This is a genomic window from Litoribrevibacter euphylliae, from assembly GCF_042646085.1.
Taxonomy (GTDB): Bacteria; Pseudomonadota; Gammaproteobacteria; order Pseudomonadales; family Litoribrevibacteraceae; genus Litoribrevibacter; species Litoribrevibacter euphylliae.
This window is the reverse complement of sequence record NZ_JBHRSZ010000009.1, coordinates 1-22,372: the sequence shown is the minus strand read 5'-3', so window position 1 is coordinate 22,372 and position 22,372 is coordinate 1. Positions and strand designations below refer to the sequence as shown.

Here is a 22,372-nt window from a genome sequence, read left to right as displayed (position 1 = left end):
ACGAATCAACGCTGAAAGATTGAAGCCAATACTGCCATTCTGAAAAGGAGTTTTAGATGAGTCCGCAGGTACAGAAAGACAAGGAGCGTCTTCATTTACGTGCACATTTATTAGAATTCGTCGAAGAAAGTAAGATACCAAAGCATAAGGTCGATCAGGCCATTCAGGTATCCAGTCTTCGGGCGGATGCCAATACTTGGTTTCAGTTCACAGATAAGCTACTGCTCATTTTAGGTGGTTTAGCGCTTAGCTTTGCTCTGCTTTTCTTCATTGCTTACAACTGGCAAGAGCTGGGACGTTTTGCCAAGTTCGCTTTAATTGAAGTGGCGGTTATTTTAGGCTCCGTCGCTTTTATTGCTAGAAAGTCCAAAGATCTGGTTGCCAAGATTGCCTTACTCTGTGGTGCTATGTCGTTAGGCGTTTTAATGGCCTATTACGGCCAGACCTATCAGACAGGGGCGGATGCTTGGGAGCTTTTCTTTAATTGGGCGCTACTCATTACACCATGGGTCTTGATTGCTCGCTTTTCTGTCCTTTGGCTGCTCTGGCTGGGGCTCTTCAATCTCTCGTTGGTGCTCTATCACCAAACCTTTGGATCTCTGTTTTGGACGTTATTTCGTGCAAATGACCTTCTTTGGTTGCTGTTCGGATTCAATCTTCTGGCATGGTGCTTGTGGGAATACATGCAGCCCAAGCTAAGTTGGTTGGATGACGACTGGTCTCGGCGGGTTGTTGCGACCGTAACTGGCTTTTGCATCACTTGGTTGTCGATTGATGCCGTGATTCGCCCCTTTGGCTTAACCGGCTTCTGGGTGTGGTTAGTCTGGTGTGTCGGTGTGATGTTGTTCTACCAATACAAAAAGAAAGATCTCTATATGCTGGCGGGTGGTTGTTTGTCCGCGATTTCTGTCATTCTCGCTACCTTGATTGAAAATGTGTTCGAATTCGATGAAGCCGGAAGTTATTTGCTTACCTCCGTCACCATGATTGGTTTGGGTGCGGGGTCAGCAATGTGGCTAAGAAGTGTGCATAGCCGCTGGTTAGCTGAAGCATTAACTGAAAAACGAGCTGAAGAAAAAGCTACTGTTGGTGATTCACAGAAGACGCAGTCAAAACAGGATCAATCAAACGATGGAGGTGAGTCATGAACCATCACATCCAAGAACGAATCGACCTTTGGAAGCGCTTATCTGATCAGAACCTTACCGAAGGCGAGTTAAGCGAGCTACCGAACCAAATCAGCCCGTGGTATGTGAAAACTCTGATGGCCTTTTCTGGCTGGTTGGCTGCGCTATTTTTGTTAGGCTTTATAGGCGTTGGTTTTGAGTTTATTATCGAAAACTCAATGATTTCCTTCTTTGTCGGTAGCGGCATGATTGCTCTAGCCATGGTCATGCTGGCCCACATAGAAATAGAACGTCGTACTCACCGAGTTTCTAAACATGAGTTCCAGGAGCACTTAGCTTTAGCCATCAGTTTGGCTGGGCAGTGCTTGGTTGCTTTTGCCATTTTTGATCTTTTTGATAACCAATTCGGCTGGAAAATGTTTGCCTGGATTGCCTTTGGTGGTGTGCAGGCCTTTTTGGCAGTAATCATGCCTAATTATCTTCATCGTCTTTTATCTGCGCTGGCGGCAGTGATTTTATGGTATTTGGCGTGTGTTCTTCGAGGGGCGGAAGTCCGAGGATTTGAATATCTATTGGTGCCTGCCTTTTTGTTCATCGTGTGTTGGCTATGGATGAACGAATTTAAGTTCACCCAGCACATCCGTAAAGTAGAGCCGATTGCCTATGGCATTACCTTGGCTTTGGTGTATATCAAAGGCATGCTGATGTTCTCACAGCATCGTGTGGTGTGGTACTCAAGATCTTCAGACGTGGAGAGCATTGCAAGCCTGTGGGCCGGAGAACTGCTAACCAGCTTTGTATTGCTGTATGTGGTGTTCAAGCTAGTTAAATCTGCAGGTTTTGATGAAACCTCTCGTCAAATGATAGCGGCCATTGTGGGCTGTGTGCTTGTGGCTGTTGTGTCGTTGGAAAGTTATGGCTTTAGCTTAGGTGTTCTGATTCTGTTGGTGGGGTTCTACTGTGGGAATCGATTGTTGATGGCGCTGGGCATCGTTTCATTGCTGTTCTATATCTCGTCCTACTACTACTTCTTGGAAGTCAGTCTGTTATATAAGTCGCTCAGTTTGTTTTTGATTGGCTGTGTTCTGTTGGCGGGCCGTTGGTTCATGCATCGAGCCTTTTCCGACATAGAGCCTGTGCAAAGTGGGGAGGGCAAATAATGACGCATTCCGAAAATGGTCATACGAACAACAAACTCTCTACTGGCTGGGGCTTCGATTGGTCAAGGCGTACGAACCTAATCGCCTTGGCAGGTTTAGTAATCAGTTTGATGTTGGTTAATGTTTCGATCTATCAAAAAGAGCAGCATATCGCTCATGGTAAACCCGTGTTATTAGAATTGGCGCCGGTTGATCCTCGTTCGTTGATGCAGGGCGATTATATGGCGCTGCGCTTTGCGCTTGAAAACGAGATTTATAATCATCACCCTCGCGACGAAGAAGACAGAATCCAATGGGGAAACAATCTTAAACCTGGCGATGGTATGGTTGTGGTTGAGCTGGACGAAAACGGAGTAGGAATCTTCAACGCTCTTTACGACGGTCAAGCCTTAACAGAGAATCAAGTATTGATGAAATACCGCATCCGCAATGATCGTGTGAAGTTTGCGACCAATGCGTTTTTTTTCGAAGAGGGTCAAGCAGAGGTCTTTGAGATTGCAGAATACGGTCAATTTCGCGTAGACGATAACGGAGAGTTATTGTTGGTCGCGATGTTTGATAAAGACTTTCAAAAGCTAGGGAAGTGACTCTAACCTCTCATTTCAATTTATAGGTTCCCTGATTCAATCCAACCTCCAACGGCTTGGATCGGGCTAGGGTCATTCTTCTCTGACACCCAAACTGCAACCGCATAGCGTTCTGCTTCATGCTTACTTGTATCGGGTAAGGAAATAGACGTGATGCCCTTACTGATGCTCGTGGATGTGGTTGTGGATGTGTAATCGGTTGTTTGCTCTTCAGATTGGCTTTGTAAAAAAAGCGGCTGGCGGTCATAACCCAGAACCACAAAGTCCTGAACAAAGGTTTTGCCTCTGTTTTCACCGCGTTTAATGTAGTCCTCCAAGCCAAAGCCCATGACCACTAAATTGGCCATTAAGGCGTCTGATGTTCCTGAATTATTCGTAAATGTGATTGTGATTCGATCCGATTTTTTTAGATTGTCAGGGAATTCGATGGACAAAATACCTGCATTACTTAAGCTTTCGGCGGTGATGCCTCTGCGATAGAACCAGCCATTCCAACCTTTACCGTTTACGATAAACCCTGGTGTGGCTACTGTTCGGCTGTGCCCTAAGCTTTGATAGCGTCTTTGCCGTGCAGAAAAGAGGGGATTGGAGTAGTGATCTTTCCAGCCCAAATAATCCCAATAATCCACACGAAAATTAATGGGGATGAGTTTGTCCCAAAGTTTGTCGTCTTCAGTGAAACCTGAAATCCATTTCTCTGCCGGTGGGCAGCTACTGCAGCCTTGGGAGGTGTATAGTTCCAGCATGACCGTTTGATGGTTTGAACTGGTCAGGGTTTGCCCTTGTGCAAACAAGGAAAGCAGGAGTAGGGATAAGAAAAAACCGAATCGCATGGGGCAACCTTTTGTTTTCTTCACTCGTCATTGTGAAAAGTGAAACAGGGTGTAAGTGAATATTAGGGAACCTCTGAACAAGTCCGTTCTAGCTCAGCGGGCGCTAGAAGCCTTGTCAGCCCGAAAACGTCAAAACAAGGCGAGCTTCGTAGAGAATGTCTAGACCTTCAGTCCGAGACCTTTTCAAGAAGTTCAACACATAACGTGGTTACCAGTTATAACGTTTTTAAAGCCCCGCCCTTCGGGGCCTTAAGAGAAATGCCTCTTTTTTGTTGCGGCTTTTTGACGTAACCCTTCGGGTCGAACCCGTTAGCCTTCAAAACCGCGCCTCAAATAGACATTTCTTTTATAGGCCTGAGCAGAGAGAGACTTGTTCAGAGGTTCCCTAGGTATTTAAACGATTCTGGCTGTACTTTGACTGCAAAAAGATGCAAATTCAGCGTTCTGGTTTCGAGACTATGAGGGAAGTTGATGAAGATTTACGGAGATATCCAGTCGGGCAATTGCTACAAAATTAAATTACTGGTTGAGCTACTAGGGCTTAACTATGAATGGGTGTCGGTTGATATTCTGGCGGGTGAAACCCAAACTGCAGAGTTTCTGGCGAAAAACCCGAACGGTAAGATTCCTTTGTTGGAATTGGACGATGGCCGTTGTCTTTCCGAATCCAATGCCATTCTCAATTATCTGGCGGAAGGCACTGACTTCATGCCGGATGATCTTTTTCAGAAAGCCAAGGTGCAGGAGTGGCAATTCTTCGAACAATACAGTCACGAGCCTTTCATTGCCGTAGCACGTTTTATTAATAAATATCTCGGTATGCCTGAAGATCGCAAAGCCGATTATGAGAGCAAACAGGAAGGGGGTCATAAAGCGCTGCAAGTGATGGAGAAACAGTTATCTTCGACTCCGTTTGTAGTTGGCGATTCCATGACCACGGCGGATGTGTCTCTTTACGGCTATACCCATGTGGCAGATGAGGGTGGCTTCGATTTATCGCAATACCCGGCCATTGAAGCCTGGATTAAACGTATTCAACAATTGCCAGACTATGTCGGGATGGCATAGGGCTGCTTTCTCATGACAGCCTGTTTCACAAAGGAAAACACCAGTGGTTTTAAGAATGCCTTGATTATCGAAGCTCGGGGGCTAGAACTTCTGCGATCAACGCTGGTTTCTTCTGGCATTCAGGAGCTAAAAGTACCTGAAGTTCAAAGTGTTAATGAACAGACATTAACTATTGAATGCATTCTTTCGTCCACGGCTTCTCCTTCTCAAATGGCCCAGTTCGGTCGAGGGCTGGCTAAGCTCCACAAAGTTGAACAAATGGCTTTTGGTTTGGCGTACGACAATTACATTGGATTAAACCCTCAGAAGAATGAAGTCACGGATAACTGGGGGCAATTCTTTGTCGACCAACGTTTGGGTTATCAGGTTTCATTAATCCACAAGGCTCCAATTCGGGATGCGTTTCAGTCGACTCTGGAACAAGTTAAAGAACCGTTGATTGCATTTCTGAATGAGCATTGTGCTCACCCTAGTTTGGTTCATGGCGACTTATGGTCAGGCAATGCTTTGTTTGATCAAACGGATTGTTGGCTGATCGACCCAGCGGCTTACGTAGCGGATCGGGAGGTGGATCTGGCGATGACGGAATTATTCGGCGGCTTTACTGCTGATTTTTACCGGGCCTATGACGCTGAATACCCAAGATCAAAAGCGTACGCCTCAAAGAAGATCATCTACAACCTCTATCACTATCTCAATCATTACAATCTCTTTGGTGGTTCGTATTTGAGTGATTGCCGTCATGGGTTTGAATGGCTGGAATCGACCTTTCGATAAGCGAGCAAAAACACATATGAAGAACATGTTTCAGAACATTCCGAACGATCTTAGCTCAGAAGTTTTCGAGGATCTCATTAAGCATAACGATGTTCGTATTGAACGCATAATCTCGAAAGGGCACAGCTCGCCAGATCAAGGTTGGTATGATCAAGAAGAACATGAGTGGGTGATGGTGCTACAAGGGGCTGGAACGTTAGAGTTTGAAGATGGAAGCACTCAAACCCTTAAAGCGGGTGATTATCTCAATATTCCAGCTCATACAAAACATAAGGTCAGTTGGACCGATCCAGATCAAATCACCATTTGGTTGGCCGTTTTTTATCGAGATTAAATGACTGTGATCCGTTTCTCGCACGTGGTTTATCGAGATTGGTGCTGATTCAACTATCTTTAAAGTAGAGCGAAGTCTTCCTTACACAACTCACAAGAAGTAATGCTTTATGAAAAGCGGCCATGCTGAGTTATCTATTCCATCGCCTTGCGTTCGAAACTGTTGTTTGGATGGACAAGACGTTTGTATCGGTTGCTTTCGAACTTACGAAGAAATTCTTGAATGGTCGGGTGCTTCTGAACAACGAAAGCAAGAGATTCTAGCAAGGGCGTCTGAACGACGTTTGCATCATAAGCCTTATCCTTGGGCATCAAAGCAATGATCTGTGTAGAGCTATTGGTCGAGAAGTTCATGGTCTGAGAAATACAGGCCCACCTTCTGTACCGATCAAATAGCTAAGAATTGTGTCTTTTTTCTCTAGGAACTTTTTGGATAATGCCTTCTCTGACGTAACACTCGTTACTTTATTCAGAAATTCCCTCGGGCTTCAGAAAGGACGCTTCACTTATGGACAAGCAATCGTTATCAACCACCATCTCTCACGTTTTTGTCGGTAAGGTTCGTGCCTTTGGCCCTAAAGAACAAACCAGTGCCATTAATAAAACTTTGGTTTTAGGCGCTGTTAAGGTCCATTCATTAGGATTGGAAGGGGATGAACAGGCGGATTTACGTGTTCACGGCGGCGTGGAGAAAGCCATTCATTATTACCCAGCAGAACATTATCAAAAACTTCAGGAGACATTCCCGCATATTGAATTTAATGCAGGTAGCTTTGGTGAGAACTTATCATCGGTAGGCATCACTGAAAAAGAAGTGTGTCTGGGCGATATTTTTCAATTAGGTTCGGCCAAAGTTCAACTATCTCAAGGGCGTCAGCCGTGTTGGAAGCTGAATCATAAGTTCGGTGAGAAAACGATGGCCAAGACAGTGCAGTCGCTCGGTGTCATCGGTTGGTACTATCGCGTATTGGAAGACGGTGTTGTTAAAGCAGGGGATAGCCTAACCTTGTTGGAACGCCCATGCCCAGAAGCCAATCTTGATCGGATTTTTAATGTACTCCACCGAGATACCCTGAACTTTGATGAACTAGAGGCCTTAGCACCGTTGGAAATTATCCCTGAAAATTGGCGTCGAACCTTTGAGAAACGTCTGGCAAAGCGAGAGGTCGAGGATTCGAGTAAGCGACTTGAAGGGCCGCTTAACTCATAGACGTTGCCGGTTGATATTGTCTAAACATTCTCTAAACAAGAGCCGCCATCACCGCAATCATCACGTAGCCAAAGCCAATGGTGGTTGGTAGGAAGGCGGCGCAGACAATGATTTTCCCAACCAGGGTGTCGCTTTGACCGGCTTTTGGGTTGATGGATTTCAGTAAGAAACCAAACGGGTTATAGATAGCCCCAAAGCACAACAAACCGATGATGGCTTTAGGAATATCCAGCTGTAAGTGCACAATACTGAAATAGGCCACACCTAACAGCGCCGTCATGATGGTGTAATCCACGTGCGAACGAATCAAATGTTGTGGTGCTTTGAACACCTTCTTGAGCGACTTAACACCGCCGTAGTAGATCAAAGTGGCAATCCAGGCCTCCACCAAAGAAATAACCAGAATCAACGCTGCCGTGAATAAAATCCAGGTGTTGGATATTTCAGAAAAACTAACGCTGGGTAGATTCGATTCAACCATTCAATGTGCTTCCTTTTACTGTTTTACGTACTTTTTGAATAAGTGCTTTTAATGAATTTGTTTAAGGTGCTTTTTAGGTTCTTTTTATATATTTGTGATAATAACGTCGACCCAATAGGCCGTGATAATGCCAGGAAAACGCAGGAATTAATCCTCGTTTTCTTAACCAGTAACGGGTTGGTGTAGGTTCTGAAGCGGTAACTGATCCCAGTGTTATATCCGTAACTACAAAACCTTCGCCTTCTTCCGCTGTTCGTAACGCCAGAATCTCACCGTTTGCATCAATGATTGCCGTGTTGCCTTCCATCTTGCCTTGATAGCGTAATGGTAAACCTGGCATTGGGCATTCAAAGCTGTTGCAGTGGGCCGCATGAAGTATCGGGACTCCGATGAGTCGTGCGGTGTCTTGGACGCATTGAATGCTGTTTTGCCTGTTTGCGTTTTCCATTCCAGAGGTTAACCAACGGGGCCAATTATTAGGAATACTCCACCAGTTCGAACCGCCCATGAGTAGATCAATCTTGCCTTTGAGTCGGTTTGACGTGGCCGTTCTCATAAACTCCCAACACACGGCGCTGCCGACTCGGATCTCATCTACACGTCCTAACTCTCCGGTGTCTGAGGCATCACCGCCTTCATAGAGTGTGCTTTCCCACATGGTGGGCAGATCTTTGTCATGCACGCCGATCAAGCGACCACGGCTGAAACAGAAATAACGGTTCCGAACGCTGTCTTTTGACACTCGACATAGCAAAGAACCGCCAATGACGATGGACAGTTCCTCCGACAAGATTTGAAGGAAACGGACGCTTTGGCCATTGGGCTCTTCAATGGTTTGTTCTAGTTCTGGCTTCCAACAGAAGCCGGTATTAAAAAACTCGGGGAGGGCAATCCACTTGGCACCTTGATCATGTGCCTGCAAAACCAGCTGTCGGCACCGCTCAAGGTTTCGTGGTACATTGCCTATGTCTGTATCAAGTTGCACGGCGGCAACTCTAAGAGTTTGAGGTGTCGGCATGGGTATTCTTCTTATCAGTTAGACACGTTGTTCTTATTCATTAGACGTGTTGTGCTTATGAGTTAGAGATGATGTTAAGCGCAGGGAAGTCTATCAAGCCGGGCGACCGTCAATCTTGTAAGATTAGGCTACTCGTACTTTATATATTCACTTAGTTCGAGTTAACCATCGTATGGATTACCTTGTATGAATAAAATTCTTCACATTCGACCAGAGCACGCGGTTTTTATGGGCGACTTTGGGTTTGCGTCCAAGCATCGTCATGGGGCTTTGGTGCTGCTGATTGGCATGTCAGGGCCATTTCGTGTTCAGATCTCAGGTGAACCAGTGATGACCTGCCGAAGTGCTTTGATTGATGCCAATGTTGAACATACGGTGGATTGCCAGAGTGAGCACCTCGCGACGTTGTATTTTGAGCTCTCTTCACCTTTGGGGCGAGCCTTAAAGCATACCTTTCTGGATGACGCATCAGCGGCATTTGACGTCGTGAAAGCGACTTACTTTAACCAGCGGATTGAACGCAGACTGTTGGCTGCAGATTTGCCATCGTTACTTTGCAAGCCGTTGGAATTTCCAAGTGTTGATGTGGATTCACGGATTATCCATTGTTTATCCATGATGCAGGATTCAATGTACCTTGAGTCTTCTCAAACCGATGTGGCCGACATGATAGGGGTGTCCAACTCCCGATTGAATCATTTATTCAAACAAAGCGTGGGGATTCCGTTTCGGCACTATAAATTATGGTCAAAGCTGTCGTTGTTTATGCACGACTACCATGCAACAGAAAGCCTCACGGATTCTGCGCTGAACTCCGGCTTCTCGGATGCCTCTCATCTCAGCAACAGTTACCGAAAGGTGTTTGGTATCACTCCATCTAAAGTGTTAACGGACTTAGACGAATTCGTCATCTCCAAATAGTTTATTTATTCCCATGTTGTGCATATTCATCCTTTGGATGGGTTGTCTTTGTTCTACAGTTTTTATAGCCTAATTCTTCTCAAGCGGGATGGGATAAGATCAGTCCGCGATTGAACATGATAAAAACAACAAAAATGAAAGAGATGCCATGGCAGACAAGTATAAATACATAGGGCCTTTGTACGATTTTCTAAGCACCATTTATGGTGGTGAATCGATTCATAACTGCAAACGAGCAATGCTTTGCGAAGAGCATGTTAAACCCGGCGATAAAGTCTTAATTGCAGGTGCCGGGCACGGTAAAGACGCCATTCGCGCAGCAGAAATAGGCGCAGAAGTGACGGTGGTTGATCTTTCCAAAACCATGCTTGAAAAACTTCAGAAAGCTTTTGATAAACACCCGAAAGATCTCAAAGTAAACGTCGTACATGCTGATATCTTGAAGTTTGAAGAATACGACAAATACGACATGGTCATAGCTAACTTCTTCCTTAACGTCTTCTACAAAGACACCATGCTCAACTTCATGGATCACCTGATCAAACTGACCAAACAAGGTGGCAAGTTTGTAGTAGGGGACTTCGCCTTCCCGAAAGGCAATGTCATCAGCCGAACCATCCAAAAAGGCTACTGGTACATCGCGGCGATCATCTTCTACTTCGCCTCCGACAATGCCGTTCATGAAATCTACAACTACCCGGAACTAATGAAAGAGCGTGGCTTGGATATCACCGATGCTCGCCACTTCCGTTATCTGGGCATGAACTGCTATACCTCAGTGTTGGGTGTGAAGTAGCAGAGAAATAATCCGACCTAGAAGTCTACGTAAAAGATAACTGCATAGATCCCAGCTTCGGCTGGGATTTTTTGTTTTGGGGGGATAGGAGAAACGTCCTGATCACCGACTTGGAGTCGCATTTTGGCCTAGCTTGATTATAACTTATTGAAATTAAACAGGGCTTTTGGTTTTTTGACGCTTTTTGGGAATACTTAAATCAAACGCAATAGACGCATTTTGGGAAAATAGACCAAATGATTGCGTGTTAAGCTGTTGTTTTAATAGTGAATACGTCGGAGAATGGTTCGCAAAATTGGAAAAACTGATCTGCGTCCATAGGGACGCAGAATTCGCTGTTATGTGATATTGGAGTCTCGTGAATGAAAGAAGGGTATGTTTATATATTAAGAGATCCGATGAATAACAACGTAATAAAGGTCGGGTTTAGCATTAATCCATTTAAACGTGTGAAGCAGTTGTATAACACGAGTACCCCGCTCCCTCTAAATATCTACCAAATATGGTGGGTTCGAGATATGAGGCTGGCCGAAAAAGCTGCTCATGAATGCCTTCGTGGACATAGAATTAATGACAGGCGTGAATTTTTTGAAATTGCTCCGTCAGAGCACTTTGACGAGTATGAGTCGAGGGATTATGACTTAAGCTGTGTTTATCTCGATACACTGATTGAAATCATAGAAGAGGGGTTTAGCTACATGAATCTTGAGTTCATGTCGGTTGATATACGTAAGCTCTATCAACTTTACCTTGATCAGGGAAACCTGTCTCTTGACTAGCCAAAAAACACATAACAAGGCCAGGTACAGCGACGGCTTTTTCGTTGCGGCTTCGCCTCCACTACAAAGCCGCGCGTGCTGGTAGCGTTAGCCGCCCGAAAATTTATCATCATGTCAAAGCAATCTGAAAATTTAAAAATCGGACTTCTGGATAATGGATCTCATTCATTAAAAAGAGGTTTTGAAATGTGGACACAGTGGGAAGAAAGCGAAGATGCTTGGCTTTTAAAAGAAGCCGTTATTTGGGTCCATCACGGTATAGAACTGGTTTTAAAACAGCTATTAGTTCAAACAAATGAGTTCTTGGTATTCCAGGATGTAAATAAAGCGGTTGAAAGGCTCGGAATTCTTAGAAAGAAGCGCGGAATGAAAAATGCGGGTGTTCTGGAACTATTTGACCATGATGAAAAGGTTATGTCAGTAGGTTTTAGAAGCTTAATCGAACGCGCAGCAATAACCTTGTCAATCAGTGAGCTTGAAGAAGGTGGGGTATTAAGATCGAAGATTGATCGTTTGACTCGGTATAGAAACAAAATTGTCCATTTCTCTCTAGAGTTGGACGTGATAGAAGTTTCAAGTTTATTGTCCGATCTTCTTAACCCATTATTGTCTGTATTGGCAAGAGAGATAAATGATCACAATTTCAAGCAAGTGGTTATCCCTGAAATTATGAAACTGGCTCAGCCGATACAGAAGTATTTAGAGTTTGTTAGAAGTAATATTGTGGAGAGTGCTATAGCTGCTACTAAACAAGCTTTACCCCCAAAGGGTAATGGTAAAGCTGGGGTAGTGGTTCAAGCAATGGGTAGTGGTTTGAGTGTTTCCCTACTTATGTATCTGAAAGAAATAAGAGAGCTGGGTGCGCTTAAAGATTACTCTGTTGTTATTCTAGTTGACAGAAAAATTTTAGAGAGCCAGTTGCTTAAAACCATTGCGGAGAATAGTAATATTTGCCCGATGGTTCCTAGCAGCAAAGGTGAATTAATTGAGTTGCTAAATTCAAATTTATCTAATGTCATAATAACGACAATTCAAAAAGTTGACCCTAATGATTTAGCCGATAAATATACCCTCTTCATTGGTTATAACTTGCTTCCCGGAACAGAGAAATTGCTTTCTTTTTCTTCTATTGGTGCTTGTATATTGTTCACCAATGTCCTTTCATCTAAAGCCGTTGAGGTTTATGGTGACGTCGTAGGTATGTATGATCTTCAGCAAGCAATACTGGATAGTGTGCTTAAACCTATTAAGATTGAAAAAATCGAATTTCCATTAGATCAAGTTGATTCTTATAGACAGATCGATAAGGAGATACACGAACTAAGTGGTGGTTTCGATTATATACATAGAAGTCTACCTTTTTTAAAGACTTGTGCTCTAGAAATTATTCAGCATTTTGAGTTGCGGAAGGAAGTGGTGTACGGAAAGGCTATTATTATTGTTAGAGATCTCGATTCAGCGAATCTACTGCTAGAATGCATATTAGAGTTACGACCTGACTGGCGAGAAGAAGATATTCGAAATATGGTCGTCAGTACAATATCATCTCGTAATTCATTTGATGAAAGTAACTTTATACTCAATACGTTTCAGGATAAAGACAGTTCTCTTTCATTATTGATTGGCACAGGAAGCTACCTGGCAGGTTATGACAATCGTTATATTAATACGGTGTACGTTACTTGCCCAATTTCCAATCAATTGCAGTATAGACTCGCAGGTTTAGCGAGTCGGTACGACGAAGGTAAATCTGAAAGTATAATCGTGGACTTTATTGGTTTAGATTGGTCGATCAAATAATCCGGCTAACAAGTTGCTGCACGCGTTAGCCGTGTATGTTGCCCTCGAATTTATAAAGGAATCACAATTGAAAGATAAAAAATTATACTTCTACTTGCTTCTTGTGATAGCTATTGCATCAGTTGCTTTCGTAATGGATCTTTATTCATCTAGTGTACCGGTGGAGCTTGGTACAAAAACCATTCTTGATAACACAGGAAAGCCTACAACCACATTGGAGGTGGACTTTCCGTTGTGGCAAAAATTTTCAAACCTTTTAATAAATTTCCTTTATGGTTTGGCTGCTGCTGTATTTATTACCGTTTTTGTTGCAAATCGACTACAAAAGGCACAACAAGATGAAAAAGAAGAGGAGTTGAAAAAACTCAATAACGCTATCAACGTTAATGTTTTTGACAGCCTTTTCAAAACCATAATCCCTGAGGAAATATTCAAAATAATTAAACAGGAAATTATTGAAAGCAATATTGTCCGGAAAGAAGCAAAGTGGATATATGACTTCACTTTAGATGAAGCCACCGGAGAAATTGAATGTAGAATGACTACCCGCTATGAGTTGCATAATCTAAGTCAAAAAGACGCCGTTGATCCCATTAAATTGGAACTTGATACGCTCGGGGGTAATGAATATAAGATAGAGGAGGCTGAGTGTAGAGATGTTTCCGATAAGGTACTTGTACACTTCGATCCTAAGGATAAGGGCAATAACAAGAATGTGGTTGTTAATGAAAATGGTTCGCATACCACAGTAGAGTACTCAGTAAAAATTCCGCCGGAAAGTCATGTGGTATACAAAACAGTATTTATCCGTCGGTATGAAGGCAATATAGTTGATTCACAAGCTACTAAAGTTCCTGTAATTGGTGCTGATGTTATTGTCAATTTCCCAAAGGATTATTGTTTTGATATTAGCCCCACGATGTCAACGAAACCAAAATTAATTTCCAAAAGTGATATGCAGAAAATCTACAGAGTTAATGGTGGAATACTTCCTTGGCAGGGGTTTACCTTTTACTTGGTAGAGCCAGCGGCTAACAAGTCAATTCAGCCGACCGCTGAAGCGTCGGCTGATTGAGGCGTTGGTTTGAGAGAGTATGGATAAGCTAGAGAGTCTCAAATCCCAGATCACGGAACATGTAGACTTTGTGAATTTTGATTCAGAATCGTTACGTTTAGAAGTAAGTTTTAACTTGGGCCCGGAAGATTGGAGGCCAGGAAACAAATTGGTTTTCTCCAATGTCTCCGATTTCTATCAAGAGATTCTTGATGATGAAGATCAACTAGGAAAAGACAACTTTACGGACTTGGTTCTAGAGCTTTCAGAGTCAAATAACAGTTACTATCTGCATTTAACAACGGTAGCATTTAGCTTTAAATCAAATCAGGTTAAAGTCTGTGCGGCCACCGTATAACATCTATATGACCATGATTAAATATCTCCGAACACTACTACCATTATTAATATTTTTTTGCTCTGGCTATTGGTTTGGAGCTCAGGATGCTGGAACTCAAACTGCTAGAAAAATAACTGAAGGTTCAGCAAATACTTGGGCCTCTGCACTGTTAATCTACAAAGACTCCCAAAGTGGCAAACATGCCGACTACTATCAAAAAGGTTATCAAACCGTAGTGGAAAATATGCTTTGGACCGACATTGAGTTTTATGTAGAACTGAATGAAAAGCTAAAAGAACAACCTAGAGGTGCGATTCCCTACAATCCAATTTATAAATTTGTTCATAAATATGAAATCTCAAATGTATTAACTAGTCCGAATGTCGTTGATCGTTACTTTAAGGTTAACCCACCTCAAAACGAAAAAAGAAAATATTTGTTAGGCAAGTATCGTGAGTTCTATCAAAACCATAAAATTTAACAAAAGGGTCAAGCTCAGCCGCGGGGAAAGCTCCCGCGTCTTGGACTCGCGACGAGCACTCGCCGCTTACCCTAAGCGCTAAATTCTAATTTGATGAAATATACACTAATTATTTGTTTACTTATTTTTGGATATCTCTTCACAGAGCAATACTTAGAGGATCATCCTTATTATTTTTTGGAGCTCCAGTTGATAGGTAAAGATTTATTAAACCCCGAAGTTGATGCTAAGCGTGATTTAAGTAAAGGTTATATTAATTGTTATAGTATTAAGACAAATTCACGTATGTTTACAGGGATGAGAAGTAAAGAGGAGTCCTCATTCTGTGAACGAGCAAATGCAATTAAGTTTTTGGGTAATTCATGTGTTATAAGAAATGAGCGTCATAAAGTGGCATATGAACGGACAGTGAATTATGCAATGAGGTACAACCGCTTTGTTTTGGCTAACTCCGATTTAACAAGCCAATGAAATTCGTTCAGGCTAAGGACAAAAGACGGCCTTCACTGGACGCCACTGCTGGCGCCATTTATTGAAACGCTATGAGTTTTAGAGGGAAGATAGTACTCACGATTTGTTCTCTGTTTTTGGCTTTCTTTATTGGGTTGCCTCTCTACGTTTATAACGAATCCTTATCTTTACTGAACATATATCCTGAGCCAATAGTTGGAGCAAATATTTCCAATCAAGAGATTTCTGCTTTCTGGAGAGAACATGAACCCAAAGTGGATCAAGTAAGGTATTCGCAGATCACGCCGTATTGGGTATATGACTGGTTGGTTGCAGCGGTATTACACGACTACCTCGGTATCAACAAATCTGATCCGTATTCAAAAATATCAATTATGGCTAGTAGTATTGCTATTCATCATATGCTTATGGGCTCTACTATGGATAAGCCTAGCGGTAATCTGTGGTGGCATCTTTTGCATGTGAGTCTTGGTATCTATATACAGAGAAACTGGTCAGCTAAAGACATAGTGGTTAAATATCGTGCAATCAACTCATAACATCTATATGACCAGGGTTATCATGAAAAAGAAACCACTATTTTTGCTAAAACTGAGCTTTATTCTGGTCGCTATCATATCTGCGGTTCCCCTACTGGAGTTGGGCTATTGCCGCTACGTATTGGCGGGCGCAGTGGATGCTGATCAAGTCTTAAATTATAGAAATGGGATTGCTTTTACCAAGGGCGAAAACACACCTTTCACTGGTGCGGCCTATAGTCCGGTGTGTGGAGGGGAGTGCGGTTTTGCAGGTTGTTCTTCGCTGCATTGGTACTCTCAGTTTGAAAATGGCAATAGAACTGAGAGTCTTTTACCTGAGTCAGGTAATACCAATGATTTTTTCAGTATTTCGCTGTTCGGTGGGTATCAGCGTGTTCAGTATGACTCCAATACACACGGCACATAACCTGCTGTTGTAGTCCATTCAGAGCCTTCCCCTGCACTGGATGCTCATTACGCAGTGCTCCATGGGCGCAGCTAAACAAAAACGTTAGAAAATTAAGGAGAGTTAAGTGGTACTCGTAGCGTGTAAGGAATGTAACCATGAGTATCAACAACTGCCAAATTGTGGTGTTAAAAATCCAGGAATGAAACCTAAAGATTATGTAATTGGTTTTGGAGCTATTATTTTTATAGTTTTTTGCTTTCTCAATGTTCCAATTGACGATTCCAAATACTGGAACACCAACGTAAATGATTATGAGCGAATCAGCTAATTCTGTATTTTGTATTTATAGTGAAAGTGACTTTAGTTTTGAGAGTATTTCTCAGGCTTTGGAAATGATCTTCGATCAGGCTGCTGGAGGTAAACGGGATACTGTTTGAAAGCTGTTTACTTCACATAAAGACTCCAGCTTTGAGGAGCAGTTAGAAAACAGCGCAAACCTAATTACAGAAATTAAGGCTATAGGGTTTGTGCAAAGCCTAGGATAAAAATGGCGATGACCATTTTATCGGGGGAAGATCACTGGTTCGCTTTATGCGTCGGTGAAGCGTAAATCTCCGGCATAAGATAATACCTCTGGCCTCCCATGCCGCAGCCGATTAAACTGGCAAACCTCACGCTAGAATCTGACGTAATAAGTAGCGAATACAGTGTATGGAAACATCAATCAACAGCGGTTATCAGCAACTGCCAGAGCCGGTCAAAAGGGTCGTTCGCCTGGATGCGAACGCTGCCATCAGCTTCAATACCAACAAAGCGATTATCATCAGACTATTGGCAATGTTTTTGTCGGCTATCACTATGTTTATGCTGTGCCTGGTGCTGTTCAGTGGCGAATTGTTTCACTTGATCTTCTTAATCGTGATGGTGCTCGGCGCTTTTATTTTATTCAGCCATTCCAATCGTATTGTGGTTGATCCGCACCAGTGCGTTGTTTTGCGTCAGGAGAGCTGGCTATGGCGCTCAGCGAAGGTTGTCCAACAGCAGGACATTGAACACACAGAGGTAGTGATGACCCGGACCGGAAACAAAGACGGGCGGCGTATTGAGGTGTTGGGGCAGGTGCTGCAGTTTGAACTGGCCAGCGATGCTGAAGCACTAATGACTTTTTTGAAGCAACAATTTAACGTCAATACGCTGGAGCAAATCAGCAACTGGCCGAACAAAACGCCCTGGTTCCCAGCCAGTGATAAAGGCTTACATGCGGATCACGAAGCGCCGGGTGATGCTGAGCTGCCGTTATCGGATGATATTGTGCCACTGTGGTCACTGCGGGATAAGTTAATGCTGCTTATTCCTGTGTTGGTGTTTTCGTTTGTAGCCGCGGTGCTACCCTGGGTTAGGTCGTTATGATTTTTAAACAACACTCATCGCAGCGTGCGAGTTATCAGTCGTCGGCGCTGGTTAAGCTTTTGTTGAAGTCATTCGGCGCCATTATTTTACTGGTCGGTTTGTTAAATATTTATTTTGCCGGTGGCGAAAGAAGCCTGCCGTTTTGGGTCGTGGGTATCATTACAGCCCTCGGCTGGCATGCTGTTTTTGGTAGCTTTCGTGTGCGAATCGATCTGGCCGAGCAAATCATTGAACTGAAAGCAACGGCACTGATGCCGATTTTTAAGCGTCGTTACAGCCTCGCCGGTGCACGCGGTTTTCGGGTGGTTAGCACCGGGGCTTCAACCCGACCTTATTCGGTTGTGCTAGTTACCCGTGAGGGTCAGCAGATTACGATCAGCAACGCTAAGCATCAGGGCGATGCCGTCATCACGGCGCGACAGTTTGCTGAATTTTGTCGTCTGCCGTGGATTGATGATATCAACTCATCGGCCAGTACTGGCAGTTAATATAACGGCTTTACCAGTTTTCATAGGTGGTGAAGGTAATCACGAACTAGGAATTAGCCTTCAAGATATTGACGACTCGGAAAAAGACTCCCTTACTGAACTTGCTACTGATCGCCCTAACTAAAAACAGTATCCTTTGGCGCACGCCTACTGTCTGATGAAGGCGTCATTCAATTAGTTAACGAGTTTAGAGCTATGGTTGAGTTACGCTTGAAATCGGTTCAAGTTTGATTTGATTCAATATATTTCTCCCTAACCTACCTAGCTATACTTATGATAGACGGGTTGTCTAACACCTCTCTTTTTGCATATACAGGTTCATCACTACCATGACTCATCGCCAGACCAATGAAATTCCCGCTAAAGTGACGTGCCTTGATGACCTTGCCAGGTTAGTCGACTATTCGTTGATGAATAACCTTAGGTGTGACCCTGATGCGACGAAGAATGGTGAGGATTACGCACCAAGGCAAGTGCGCTCGGGGCATTATGTGCCAGTGAAACCTACGGCTATTGCTGAGCCTGAGTACGTAGCTCATAGCAAAACGTTATTTGACGAGCTGGGGTTTGATGAGCAACTCGCACATACTGAAGACTTCCGACGATTATTCTCTGGTGATACCTCTCAAGTGCCTGAACCGATGAGCCAGCTCGGTTGGGCGACAGGGTATGCGCTTTCGATTTACGGCACAGAGTATAGACAGCAATGCCCCTTTCAAACGGGGAATGGTTACGGTGATGGTCGGGCCATATCCGTCGTTGAAGCGGTTATGAAAGGGCAGCGATGGGAGATGCAGTTAAAAGGAGGAGGGCAAACGCCGTATTGTCGAGGTGCTGATGGCCGAGCGGTATTGCGATCAAGCATTCGGGAATTTCTCGCACAAGAACACATGCATGAATTGGGGATTCCGACCACGCGATCGCTTTGCTTGTTTGCTTCACAAACCGAGACGGTAGATCGACCTTGGTATTCAGAAGGCTCTTACTCTCTCGACCCCGATATTCGTGTTTCTAATCCGGTTGCGATTACGACCCGTGTAGCGCCTTCGTTTTTACGTGTGGGCCAGATTGAACTCTTTGGTCGCCGAGCGAGAAGCAATGAGCACTCTAACGCTTTGGAAGAATTAGAGATGATCGTTTCACATGTGATTGAGCGTGAATACAAATATGAGATCAGTGATGATCTTTCAATGCCAGATAAACTGCTCGCTTTGGCGAATGCATTCCGTGAACGCTTAACTTCGCTGATTACCCACTGGCTACGCGTCGGTTATTGCCAAGGTAACTTCAACAGTGACAACTGTGCTGTGGGGGGATTTACCCTGGATTATGGGCCGTTCGGTTTTTGTGAACACTTTGAACCGTTTTATCAGCCTTGGACGGGAGGAGGGCGACACTTCTCGTTTTTAAATCAGCCCGCTGCAGCTGAAATCAATTTTGGTATGTTTTGTACGGCGTTAAAGCCGTTACTGACATCAGTCCCTAACGCGTTAGCAGAGCTTGAAGCAATACGTTTAGGGGTTGCAGATGTGATGCAAGAGAAGATGGAAGCTATGTGGGCCGCCAAGCTCGGGCTAGAATCCTTTGACGCTGATTTGTTCCGTCAGCTGCTAAAACTCATGATCGACACTTCCGTTGATTACACCATTTTCTTCCGTGAACTCTCTCATATTCCGGTCGATGTATCGGCTCTCAGCAAGAGTTTTTATGCTGAGCCAAGTAATGAATTAAACGCACAGTGGGGAGAATGGTTGAAACACTGGAGGATGCTTGCGCTAGAGAATCAGGATGCTGAAACGCTTTCACAAATGATGAAACGTGTTAATCCAAAATACACATGGCGAGAATGGCTTGTTGTCCCTGCTTATCAACAAGCAATGAAAGGCGATTACTCACTGGTTCAGGAATTACAAGAGGTACTGACCAACCCCTATGATGAGCAATCACCAGAAGTAGAAGCAAAATACTACTGTTTAAGGCCTCAAGCGTTCTTCCAGGCCGGAGGAGTGACGCACTATAGTTGCTCTTCTTGAGTAATCATACCGTTGTTTTAATAGTGAATAAATTAGAGAATGGTTCGAAAAACAGGAAAACTGATCTGCGTCTTTGGGACGTAGAATTCGGTGACAACACTCTACAGGAAGTAACATGTAGTACGTAAAAATCGAACTTACCCAGGGAAATATCAATAACAATCATCTGTACTTATCGTCGGTCATCGAGTTCTTTCCTGAGAGCTCGATTGGTGGTTCAAACACAGAAGCACAGGCAGGGACACTACTTGAAGTTCATAGCGGTATTGAACAGCCTGTTCTCACTGATATTGCGGGTGATAAAAAAATATTTCGTAAGCGCTCATGGGTTAAAGAGTTTTTCAAAGTACATGAGCTTAAAGCCGGTGATTGTGTAATCATCGAGCAGACTGACACTAATCGCTATCATGTATACCCTGCACGGGCGTAATTCAGTGTTAACAAGTTTAGGCATGAGACGCGCAAACCGCACGCGCCTATGCTAAAGGCGGCTATATTTTACGTGGATCTAAAAGGATGTTTTATGACTACGAACTATAAATTTGAAAGATTGAATGCAGGCAGGGATTACATTGCTGATAATTTTCAAGCACCGCTGAGCCTATCCGATATAGCAAAGAGCTCGTATATGTCTCCATATCATTTTTTGCGCGTTTTCAAGGATACTTATGGAGAAACACCTAACGAATTCTTGATTCGCCTTAGAGTTGAAAAAGCTAAGAAAATGCTTATCACGGAAAATTTTAGTGTCTCAGAAATATGTGAGAAAGTGGGTTACACAAGTCTTGGTAGCTTTTCTTCATTGTTTTTAAAGCAAGTTGGTGTCGCTCCTACTTTATATCGTCGTAAGCTTTGGGCTTTGTCTTGTGAACCATACCGTTTTCCCTCGCAGGCTATACCGGCATGCTTTGCCTATCATTTTTTGGGGAAATTGGCCAATTGAGCAATATTGGAGAAATCTCATCTTGATTATTTCTATAAGATAGAGATGAATTAACAAAAGGGAATATACAAATGATCACATCCATAGCACATTCAACAATATACGTACTGAATCAGGACGAAGCTCTTGAGTTTTACAAAAACAAGCTCGGTTTCGAGGTTGGTGATGACATGAAAGTGGAAGGAGATTTTCGATGGCTAACTGTATATCCAAAATCTAATCCACAACTTCAGTTGGTATTGGCAGAGCCAAAAGAGGGGCCAATGTTCACTAAAGATTCCGCCGAGAAAATCCGAAGTTTAATCAAAGAAGGTGCATTTGGAGCGGGCGTTTTCGAAACTGAAAATTGTCAAAAAACGTACGAAGAGCTTGTGGCTAAAGGCGTGGAATTTAACCAGCCACCCACAGAACAGCTTTATGGCGTCGAAGCTATGGGCATAGACAACTCTGGTAACTGGTTTAGTTTGGTTCAACGTAAAAATAATATATAACAAATAAAGCCAGCAGGACTTCACAAGCAGTTCCCCTGCTGGCCAGCGTTCGGGCTGTAGAGCCCCTCTAGAACTGATCAATTTTTTCCAATTACAATCATGCTGAAACTGGCTGTCCTGTCCTCTATGATCCGCCTTCCCGAAAGGTAATGTCATTAATCAAACGATCCAAAAAGGCTCTTGGTACATCCGCGGCGATCATCCTATATTTCGCCTCCGACAACGCCGTACATGAAATCTACAACTCCCCGGAACTGATGAAAGAACGTGGCTTGGATATCACCGACGCTCGTCACTTCCGTTATCTGGGCATTAACTGCTATATCTCGGTATTGGGTGTGAAGTAGCAGAGAAAGATCGAGCTAGAAGTCTACGTAAAAGATAACTGCATAGATCCCAGCTTCGGCTGGAATTTTTGTTTTGTGGGTTTGATAGAAGAAATGTCCTGATTCCTGGCTCAGAATTTTCATCAATGGATTTTTACAATCATTGGGGAAGGTCATGGGATGCTTAAAAATCAACTCGTGATATATGTACTGCGTACGCATATCCAGAATATAGTTTGTAACTCACTGAAAGTAATAGGAATTTAAAAAGGCAAAAGCGTACCGTGTTCGCTTTTGCTTTTTTATTTTTGAACTGCTGTTTGTTATCTCATTGATTCGTGTGAGTTTCCATGAATAATAGTACGTAAAATACGAGAATGGATATGCGACATCGTGTCGTAGAATTAACTGTTGAACTAAGCCGCTTCGCGGCAGCTTTCTAGTCCGATTTCCTCACTCAAACTCCACTCATAACTCACACTTATCTATAGCCATTCTGGCTATTCCATAGGAGATAA

26 protein-coding genes are annotated in these 22,372 nt (G+C 43.4%); 23 read left to right on the top strand and 3 right to left on the bottom strand.

What is annotated here, in order from left to right:
- Positions 1–56 precede the first annotated feature (56 nt).
- The 3 genes from ACFOEK_RS19260 to ACFOEK_RS19250 are packed head-to-tail and all read left to right on the top strand — an operon-like array spanning position 57 to position 2,874.
- Complete coding sequence (locus ACFOEK_RS19260; protein ID WP_386723113.1) at positions 57–1,148, top strand: DUF2157 domain-containing protein; 1,092 nt, start codon at positions 57–59, stop codon at positions 1,146–1,148.
- Positions 1,145–2,287, top strand: a complete 1,143-nt coding sequence (locus ACFOEK_RS19255) for a DUF4401 domain-containing protein (RefSeq protein WP_386723112.1) — start codon at positions 1,145–1,147, stop codon at positions 2,285–2,287. The genes ACFOEK_RS19260 and ACFOEK_RS19255 overlap by 4 nt, the downstream gene beginning before the upstream one ends.
- The gene (locus ACFOEK_RS19250) at positions 2,287–2,874 is read left to right on the top strand and encodes a GDYXXLXY domain-containing protein (RefSeq protein WP_386723111.1); all 588 of its coding nucleotides are present in this window, start codon (positions 2,287–2,289) and stop codon (positions 2,872–2,874) included. Before ACFOEK_RS19255 ends, ACFOEK_RS19250 begins: the two co-directional genes overlap by 1 nt.
- 20 nt (positions 2,875–2,894) lie before the next feature.
- Here the strand turns inward: ACFOEK_RS19250 and ACFOEK_RS19245 are convergent, their stop codons facing one another.
- The gene (locus ACFOEK_RS19245; protein ID WP_386723110.1) at positions 2,895–3,707 is read right to left on the bottom strand and encodes a DUF1223 domain-containing protein; all 813 of its coding nucleotides are present in this window, start codon (positions 3,705–3,707) and stop codon (positions 2,895–2,897) included.
- Between the two features lie 471 nt (positions 3,708–4,178).
- Between ACFOEK_RS19245 and ACFOEK_RS19240 the strand changes: the two genes are divergently transcribed.
- From ACFOEK_RS19240 to ACFOEK_RS19220, 5 genes are all read left to right on the top strand, one after another.
- The gene (locus ACFOEK_RS19240; RefSeq protein ID WP_386723109.1) at positions 4,179–4,775 is read left to right on the top strand and encodes a glutathione S-transferase family protein; all 597 of its coding nucleotides are present in this window, start codon (positions 4,179–4,181) and stop codon (positions 4,773–4,775) included.
- A gap of 12 nt (positions 4,776–4,787) precedes the next feature.
- Positions 4,788–5,552, top strand: a complete 765-nt coding sequence (locus ACFOEK_RS19235) for a fructosamine kinase family protein (RefSeq protein ID WP_386723108.1) — start codon at positions 4,788–4,790, stop codon at positions 5,550–5,552.
- 16 nt (positions 5,553–5,568) lie between these two features.
- Positions 5,569–5,886, top strand: coding sequence for a cupin domain-containing protein (locus tag ACFOEK_RS19230; RefSeq protein ID WP_386723107.1), 318 nt, complete (start codon positions 5,569–5,571; stop codon positions 5,884–5,886).
- A gap of 109 nt (positions 5,887–5,995) precedes the next feature.
- Positions 5,996–6,208: a DUF1289 domain-containing protein gene (locus tag ACFOEK_RS19225; protein ID WP_386723106.1), complete on the top strand. Its 213-nt coding sequence runs from the start codon at positions 5,996–5,998 to the stop codon at positions 6,206–6,208.
- A gap of 185 nt (positions 6,209–6,393) precedes the next feature.
- A complete protein-coding gene (locus ACFOEK_RS19220) occupies positions 6,394–7,095 on the top strand; it encodes an MOSC domain-containing protein (protein ID WP_386723105.1) in 702 nt (233 codons plus the stop codon).
- Positions 7,096–7,126: 31 nt separating this feature from the next.
- On the opposite strand, the gene ACFOEK_RS19215 is transcribed toward ACFOEK_RS19220, so the two are convergent.
- Positions 7,127–7,576, bottom strand: a complete 450-nt coding sequence (locus ACFOEK_RS19215; RefSeq protein WP_386723104.1) for a hypothetical protein — start codon at positions 7,574–7,576, stop codon at positions 7,127–7,129.
- Between the two features lie 73 nt (positions 7,577–7,649).
- Positions 7,650–8,594: a carbon-nitrogen hydrolase family protein gene (locus tag ACFOEK_RS19210; protein WP_386723103.1), complete on the bottom strand. Its 945-nt coding sequence runs from the start codon at positions 8,592–8,594 to the stop codon at positions 7,650–7,652.
- A 186-nt stretch (positions 8,595–8,780) separates the two neighbouring features.
- Here ACFOEK_RS19210 and ACFOEK_RS19205 point away from each other — a divergent pair, with 186 nt between their 5' ends.
- From ACFOEK_RS19205 to ACFOEK_RS19135, 15 genes are all read left to right on the top strand, one after another.
- Positions 8,781–9,515 (top strand): AraC family transcriptional regulator, encoded by a 735-nt coding sequence (locus ACFOEK_RS19205; protein WP_386723102.1) that lies wholly within the window; start codon positions 8,781–8,783, stop codon positions 9,513–9,515.
- A 148-nt stretch (positions 9,516–9,663) separates the two neighbouring features.
- The gene (locus tag ACFOEK_RS19200; RefSeq protein ID WP_386723101.1) at positions 9,664–10,311 is read left to right on the top strand and encodes a class I SAM-dependent methyltransferase; all 648 of its coding nucleotides are present in this window, start codon (positions 9,664–9,666) and stop codon (positions 10,309–10,311) included.
- A 362-nt stretch (positions 10,312–10,673) separates the two neighbouring features.
- Complete coding sequence (locus ACFOEK_RS19195) at positions 10,674–11,090, top strand: GIY-YIG nuclease family protein (protein WP_386723100.1); 417 nt, start codon at positions 10,674–10,676, stop codon at positions 11,088–11,090.
- A 111-nt stretch (positions 11,091–11,201) separates the two neighbouring features.
- Entirely contained in the window at positions 11,202–12,890 is a 1,689-nt protein-coding gene (locus ACFOEK_RS19190; RefSeq protein ID WP_386723099.1) for a hypothetical protein, read from the top strand.
- A 67-nt stretch (positions 12,891–12,957) separates the two neighbouring features.
- Positions 12,958–13,965 (top strand): hypothetical protein, encoded by a 1,008-nt coding sequence (locus ACFOEK_RS19185; protein ID WP_386723098.1) that lies wholly within the window; start codon positions 12,958–12,960, stop codon positions 13,963–13,965.
- 19 nt (positions 13,966–13,984) lie between these two features.
- Positions 13,985–14,302, top strand: coding sequence for a hypothetical protein (locus tag ACFOEK_RS19180; RefSeq protein ID WP_386723097.1), 318 nt, complete (start codon positions 13,985–13,987; stop codon positions 14,300–14,302).
- Between the two features lie 7 nt (positions 14,303–14,309).
- Complete coding sequence (locus ACFOEK_RS19175; protein WP_386723096.1) at positions 14,310–14,765, top strand: hypothetical protein; 456 nt, start codon at positions 14,310–14,312, stop codon at positions 14,763–14,765.
- A gap of 725 nt (positions 14,766–15,490) precedes the next feature.
- Positions 15,491–15,775, top strand: a complete 285-nt coding sequence (locus ACFOEK_RS19170) for a hypothetical protein (protein ID WP_386723095.1) — start codon at positions 15,491–15,493, stop codon at positions 15,773–15,775.
- Between the two features lie 22 nt (positions 15,776–15,797).
- Complete coding sequence (locus ACFOEK_RS19165) at positions 15,798–16,181, top strand: hypothetical protein (RefSeq protein WP_386723094.1); 384 nt, start codon at positions 15,798–15,800, stop codon at positions 16,179–16,181.
- 693 nt (positions 16,182–16,874) lie between these two features.
- Positions 16,875–17,573 (top strand): hypothetical protein, encoded by a 699-nt coding sequence (locus tag ACFOEK_RS19160; protein WP_386723093.1) that lies wholly within the window; start codon positions 16,875–16,877, stop codon positions 17,571–17,573.
- A 59-nt stretch (positions 17,574–17,632) separates the two neighbouring features.
- The gene (locus tag ACFOEK_RS19155) at positions 17,633–18,061 is read left to right on the top strand and encodes a hypothetical protein (protein ID WP_386723092.1); all 429 of its coding nucleotides are present in this window, start codon (positions 17,633–17,635) and stop codon (positions 18,059–18,061) included.
- A 329-nt stretch (positions 18,062–18,390) separates the two neighbouring features.
- Positions 18,391–20,094, top strand: coding sequence for a protein adenylyltransferase SelO (locus ACFOEK_RS19150; protein ID WP_386723091.1), 1,704 nt, complete (start codon positions 18,391–18,393; stop codon positions 20,092–20,094).
- Between the two features lie 523 nt (positions 20,095–20,617).
- On the top strand, positions 20,618–21,037 hold the full coding sequence (locus ACFOEK_RS19145) for a helix-turn-helix domain-containing protein (RefSeq protein ID WP_386723090.1): 420 nt from the start codon (positions 20,618–20,620) through the stop codon (positions 21,035–21,037).
- A gap of 71 nt (positions 21,038–21,108) precedes the next feature.
- Positions 21,109–21,528 (top strand): VOC family protein, encoded by a 420-nt coding sequence (locus ACFOEK_RS19140; RefSeq protein WP_386723089.1) that lies wholly within the window; start codon positions 21,109–21,111, stop codon positions 21,526–21,528.
- Positions 21,529–21,677: 149 nt separating this feature from the next.
- The gene (locus ACFOEK_RS19135) at positions 21,678–21,875 is read left to right on the top strand and encodes a hypothetical protein (RefSeq protein ID WP_386723088.1); all 198 of its coding nucleotides are present in this window, start codon (positions 21,678–21,680) and stop codon (positions 21,873–21,875) included.
- Positions 21,876–22,372: the final 497 nt, after the last annotated feature.

Excerpts from the sequence above, each read along its gene's own strand:
- ACFOEK_RS19200 (WP_386723101.1), top strand. The coding sequence starts at position 9,664 with ATGGCAGACAAGTATAAATACATAGGGCCTTTGTACGATTTTCTAAGC.
- ACFOEK_RS19260 (WP_386723113.1), top strand. The coding sequence starts at position 57 with ATGAGTCCGCAGGTACAGAAAGACAAGGAGCGTCTTCATTTACGTGCA.
- ACFOEK_RS19210 (WP_386723103.1), bottom strand. The coding sequence starts at position 8,594 with ATGCCGACACCTCAAACTCTTAGAGTTGCCGCCGTGCAACTTGATACA.
- ACFOEK_RS19255 (WP_386723112.1), top strand. The coding sequence starts at position 1,145 with ATGAACCATCACATCCAAGAACGAATCGACCTTTGGAAGCGCTTATCT.
- ACFOEK_RS19180 (WP_386723097.1), top strand. The coding sequence starts at position 13,985 with ATGGATAAGCTAGAGAGTCTCAAATCCCAGATCACGGAACATGTAGAC.
- ACFOEK_RS19240 (WP_386723109.1), top strand. The coding sequence starts at position 4,179 with ATGAAGATTTACGGAGATATCCAGTCGGGCAATTGCTACAAAATTAAA.
- ACFOEK_RS19245 (WP_386723110.1), bottom strand. The coding sequence starts at position 3,707 with ATGCGATTCGGTTTTTTCTTATCCCTACTCCTGCTTTCCTTGTTTGCA.
- ACFOEK_RS19225 (WP_386723106.1), top strand. The coding sequence starts at position 5,996 with ATGAAAAGCGGCCATGCTGAGTTATCTATTCCATCGCCTTGCGTTCGA.
- ACFOEK_RS19140 (WP_386723089.1), top strand. The coding sequence starts at position 21,109 with ATGATCACATCCATAGCACATTCAACAATATACGTACTGAATCAGGAC.
- ACFOEK_RS19195 (WP_386723100.1), top strand. The coding sequence starts at position 10,674 with ATGAAAGAAGGGTATGTTTATATATTAAGAGATCCGATGAATAACAAC.
- ACFOEK_RS19220 (WP_386723105.1), top strand. The coding sequence starts at position 6,394 with ATGGACAAGCAATCGTTATCAACCACCATCTCTCACGTTTTTGTCGGT.
- ACFOEK_RS19175 (WP_386723096.1), top strand. The coding sequence starts at position 14,310 with ATGACCATGATTAAATATCTCCGAACACTACTACCATTATTAATATTT.
- ACFOEK_RS19135 (WP_386723088.1), top strand. The coding sequence starts at position 21,678 with ATGTCATTAATCAAACGATCCAAAAAGGCTCTTGGTACATCCGCGGCG.
- ACFOEK_RS19145 (WP_386723090.1), top strand. The coding sequence starts at position 20,618 with ATGACTACGAACTATAAATTTGAAAGATTGAATGCAGGCAGGGATTAC.
- ACFOEK_RS19215 (WP_386723104.1), bottom strand. The coding sequence starts at position 7,576 with ATGGTTGAATCGAATCTACCCAGCGTTAGTTTTTCTGAAATATCCAAC.
- ACFOEK_RS19190 (WP_386723099.1), top strand. The coding sequence starts at position 11,202 with ATGTCAAAGCAATCTGAAAATTTAAAAATCGGACTTCTGGATAATGGA.
- ACFOEK_RS19230 (WP_386723107.1), top strand. The coding sequence starts at position 5,569 with ATGAAGAACATGTTTCAGAACATTCCGAACGATCTTAGCTCAGAAGTT.
- ACFOEK_RS19150 (WP_386723091.1), top strand. The coding sequence starts at position 18,391 with ATGACTCATCGCCAGACCAATGAAATTCCCGCTAAAGTGACGTGCCTT.
- ACFOEK_RS19160 (WP_386723093.1), top strand. The coding sequence starts at position 16,875 with ATGGAAACATCAATCAACAGCGGTTATCAGCAACTGCCAGAGCCGGTC.
- ACFOEK_RS19235 (WP_386723108.1), top strand. The coding sequence starts at position 4,788 with ATGACAGCCTGTTTCACAAAGGAAAACACCAGTGGTTTTAAGAATGCC.
- ACFOEK_RS19165 (WP_386723094.1), top strand. The coding sequence starts at position 15,798 with ATGAAAAAGAAACCACTATTTTTGCTAAAACTGAGCTTTATTCTGGTC.
- ACFOEK_RS19205 (WP_386723102.1), top strand. The coding sequence starts at position 8,781 with ATGAATAAAATTCTTCACATTCGACCAGAGCACGCGGTTTTTATGGGC.
- ACFOEK_RS19250 (WP_386723111.1), top strand. The coding sequence starts at position 2,287 with ATGACGCATTCCGAAAATGGTCATACGAACAACAAACTCTCTACTGGC.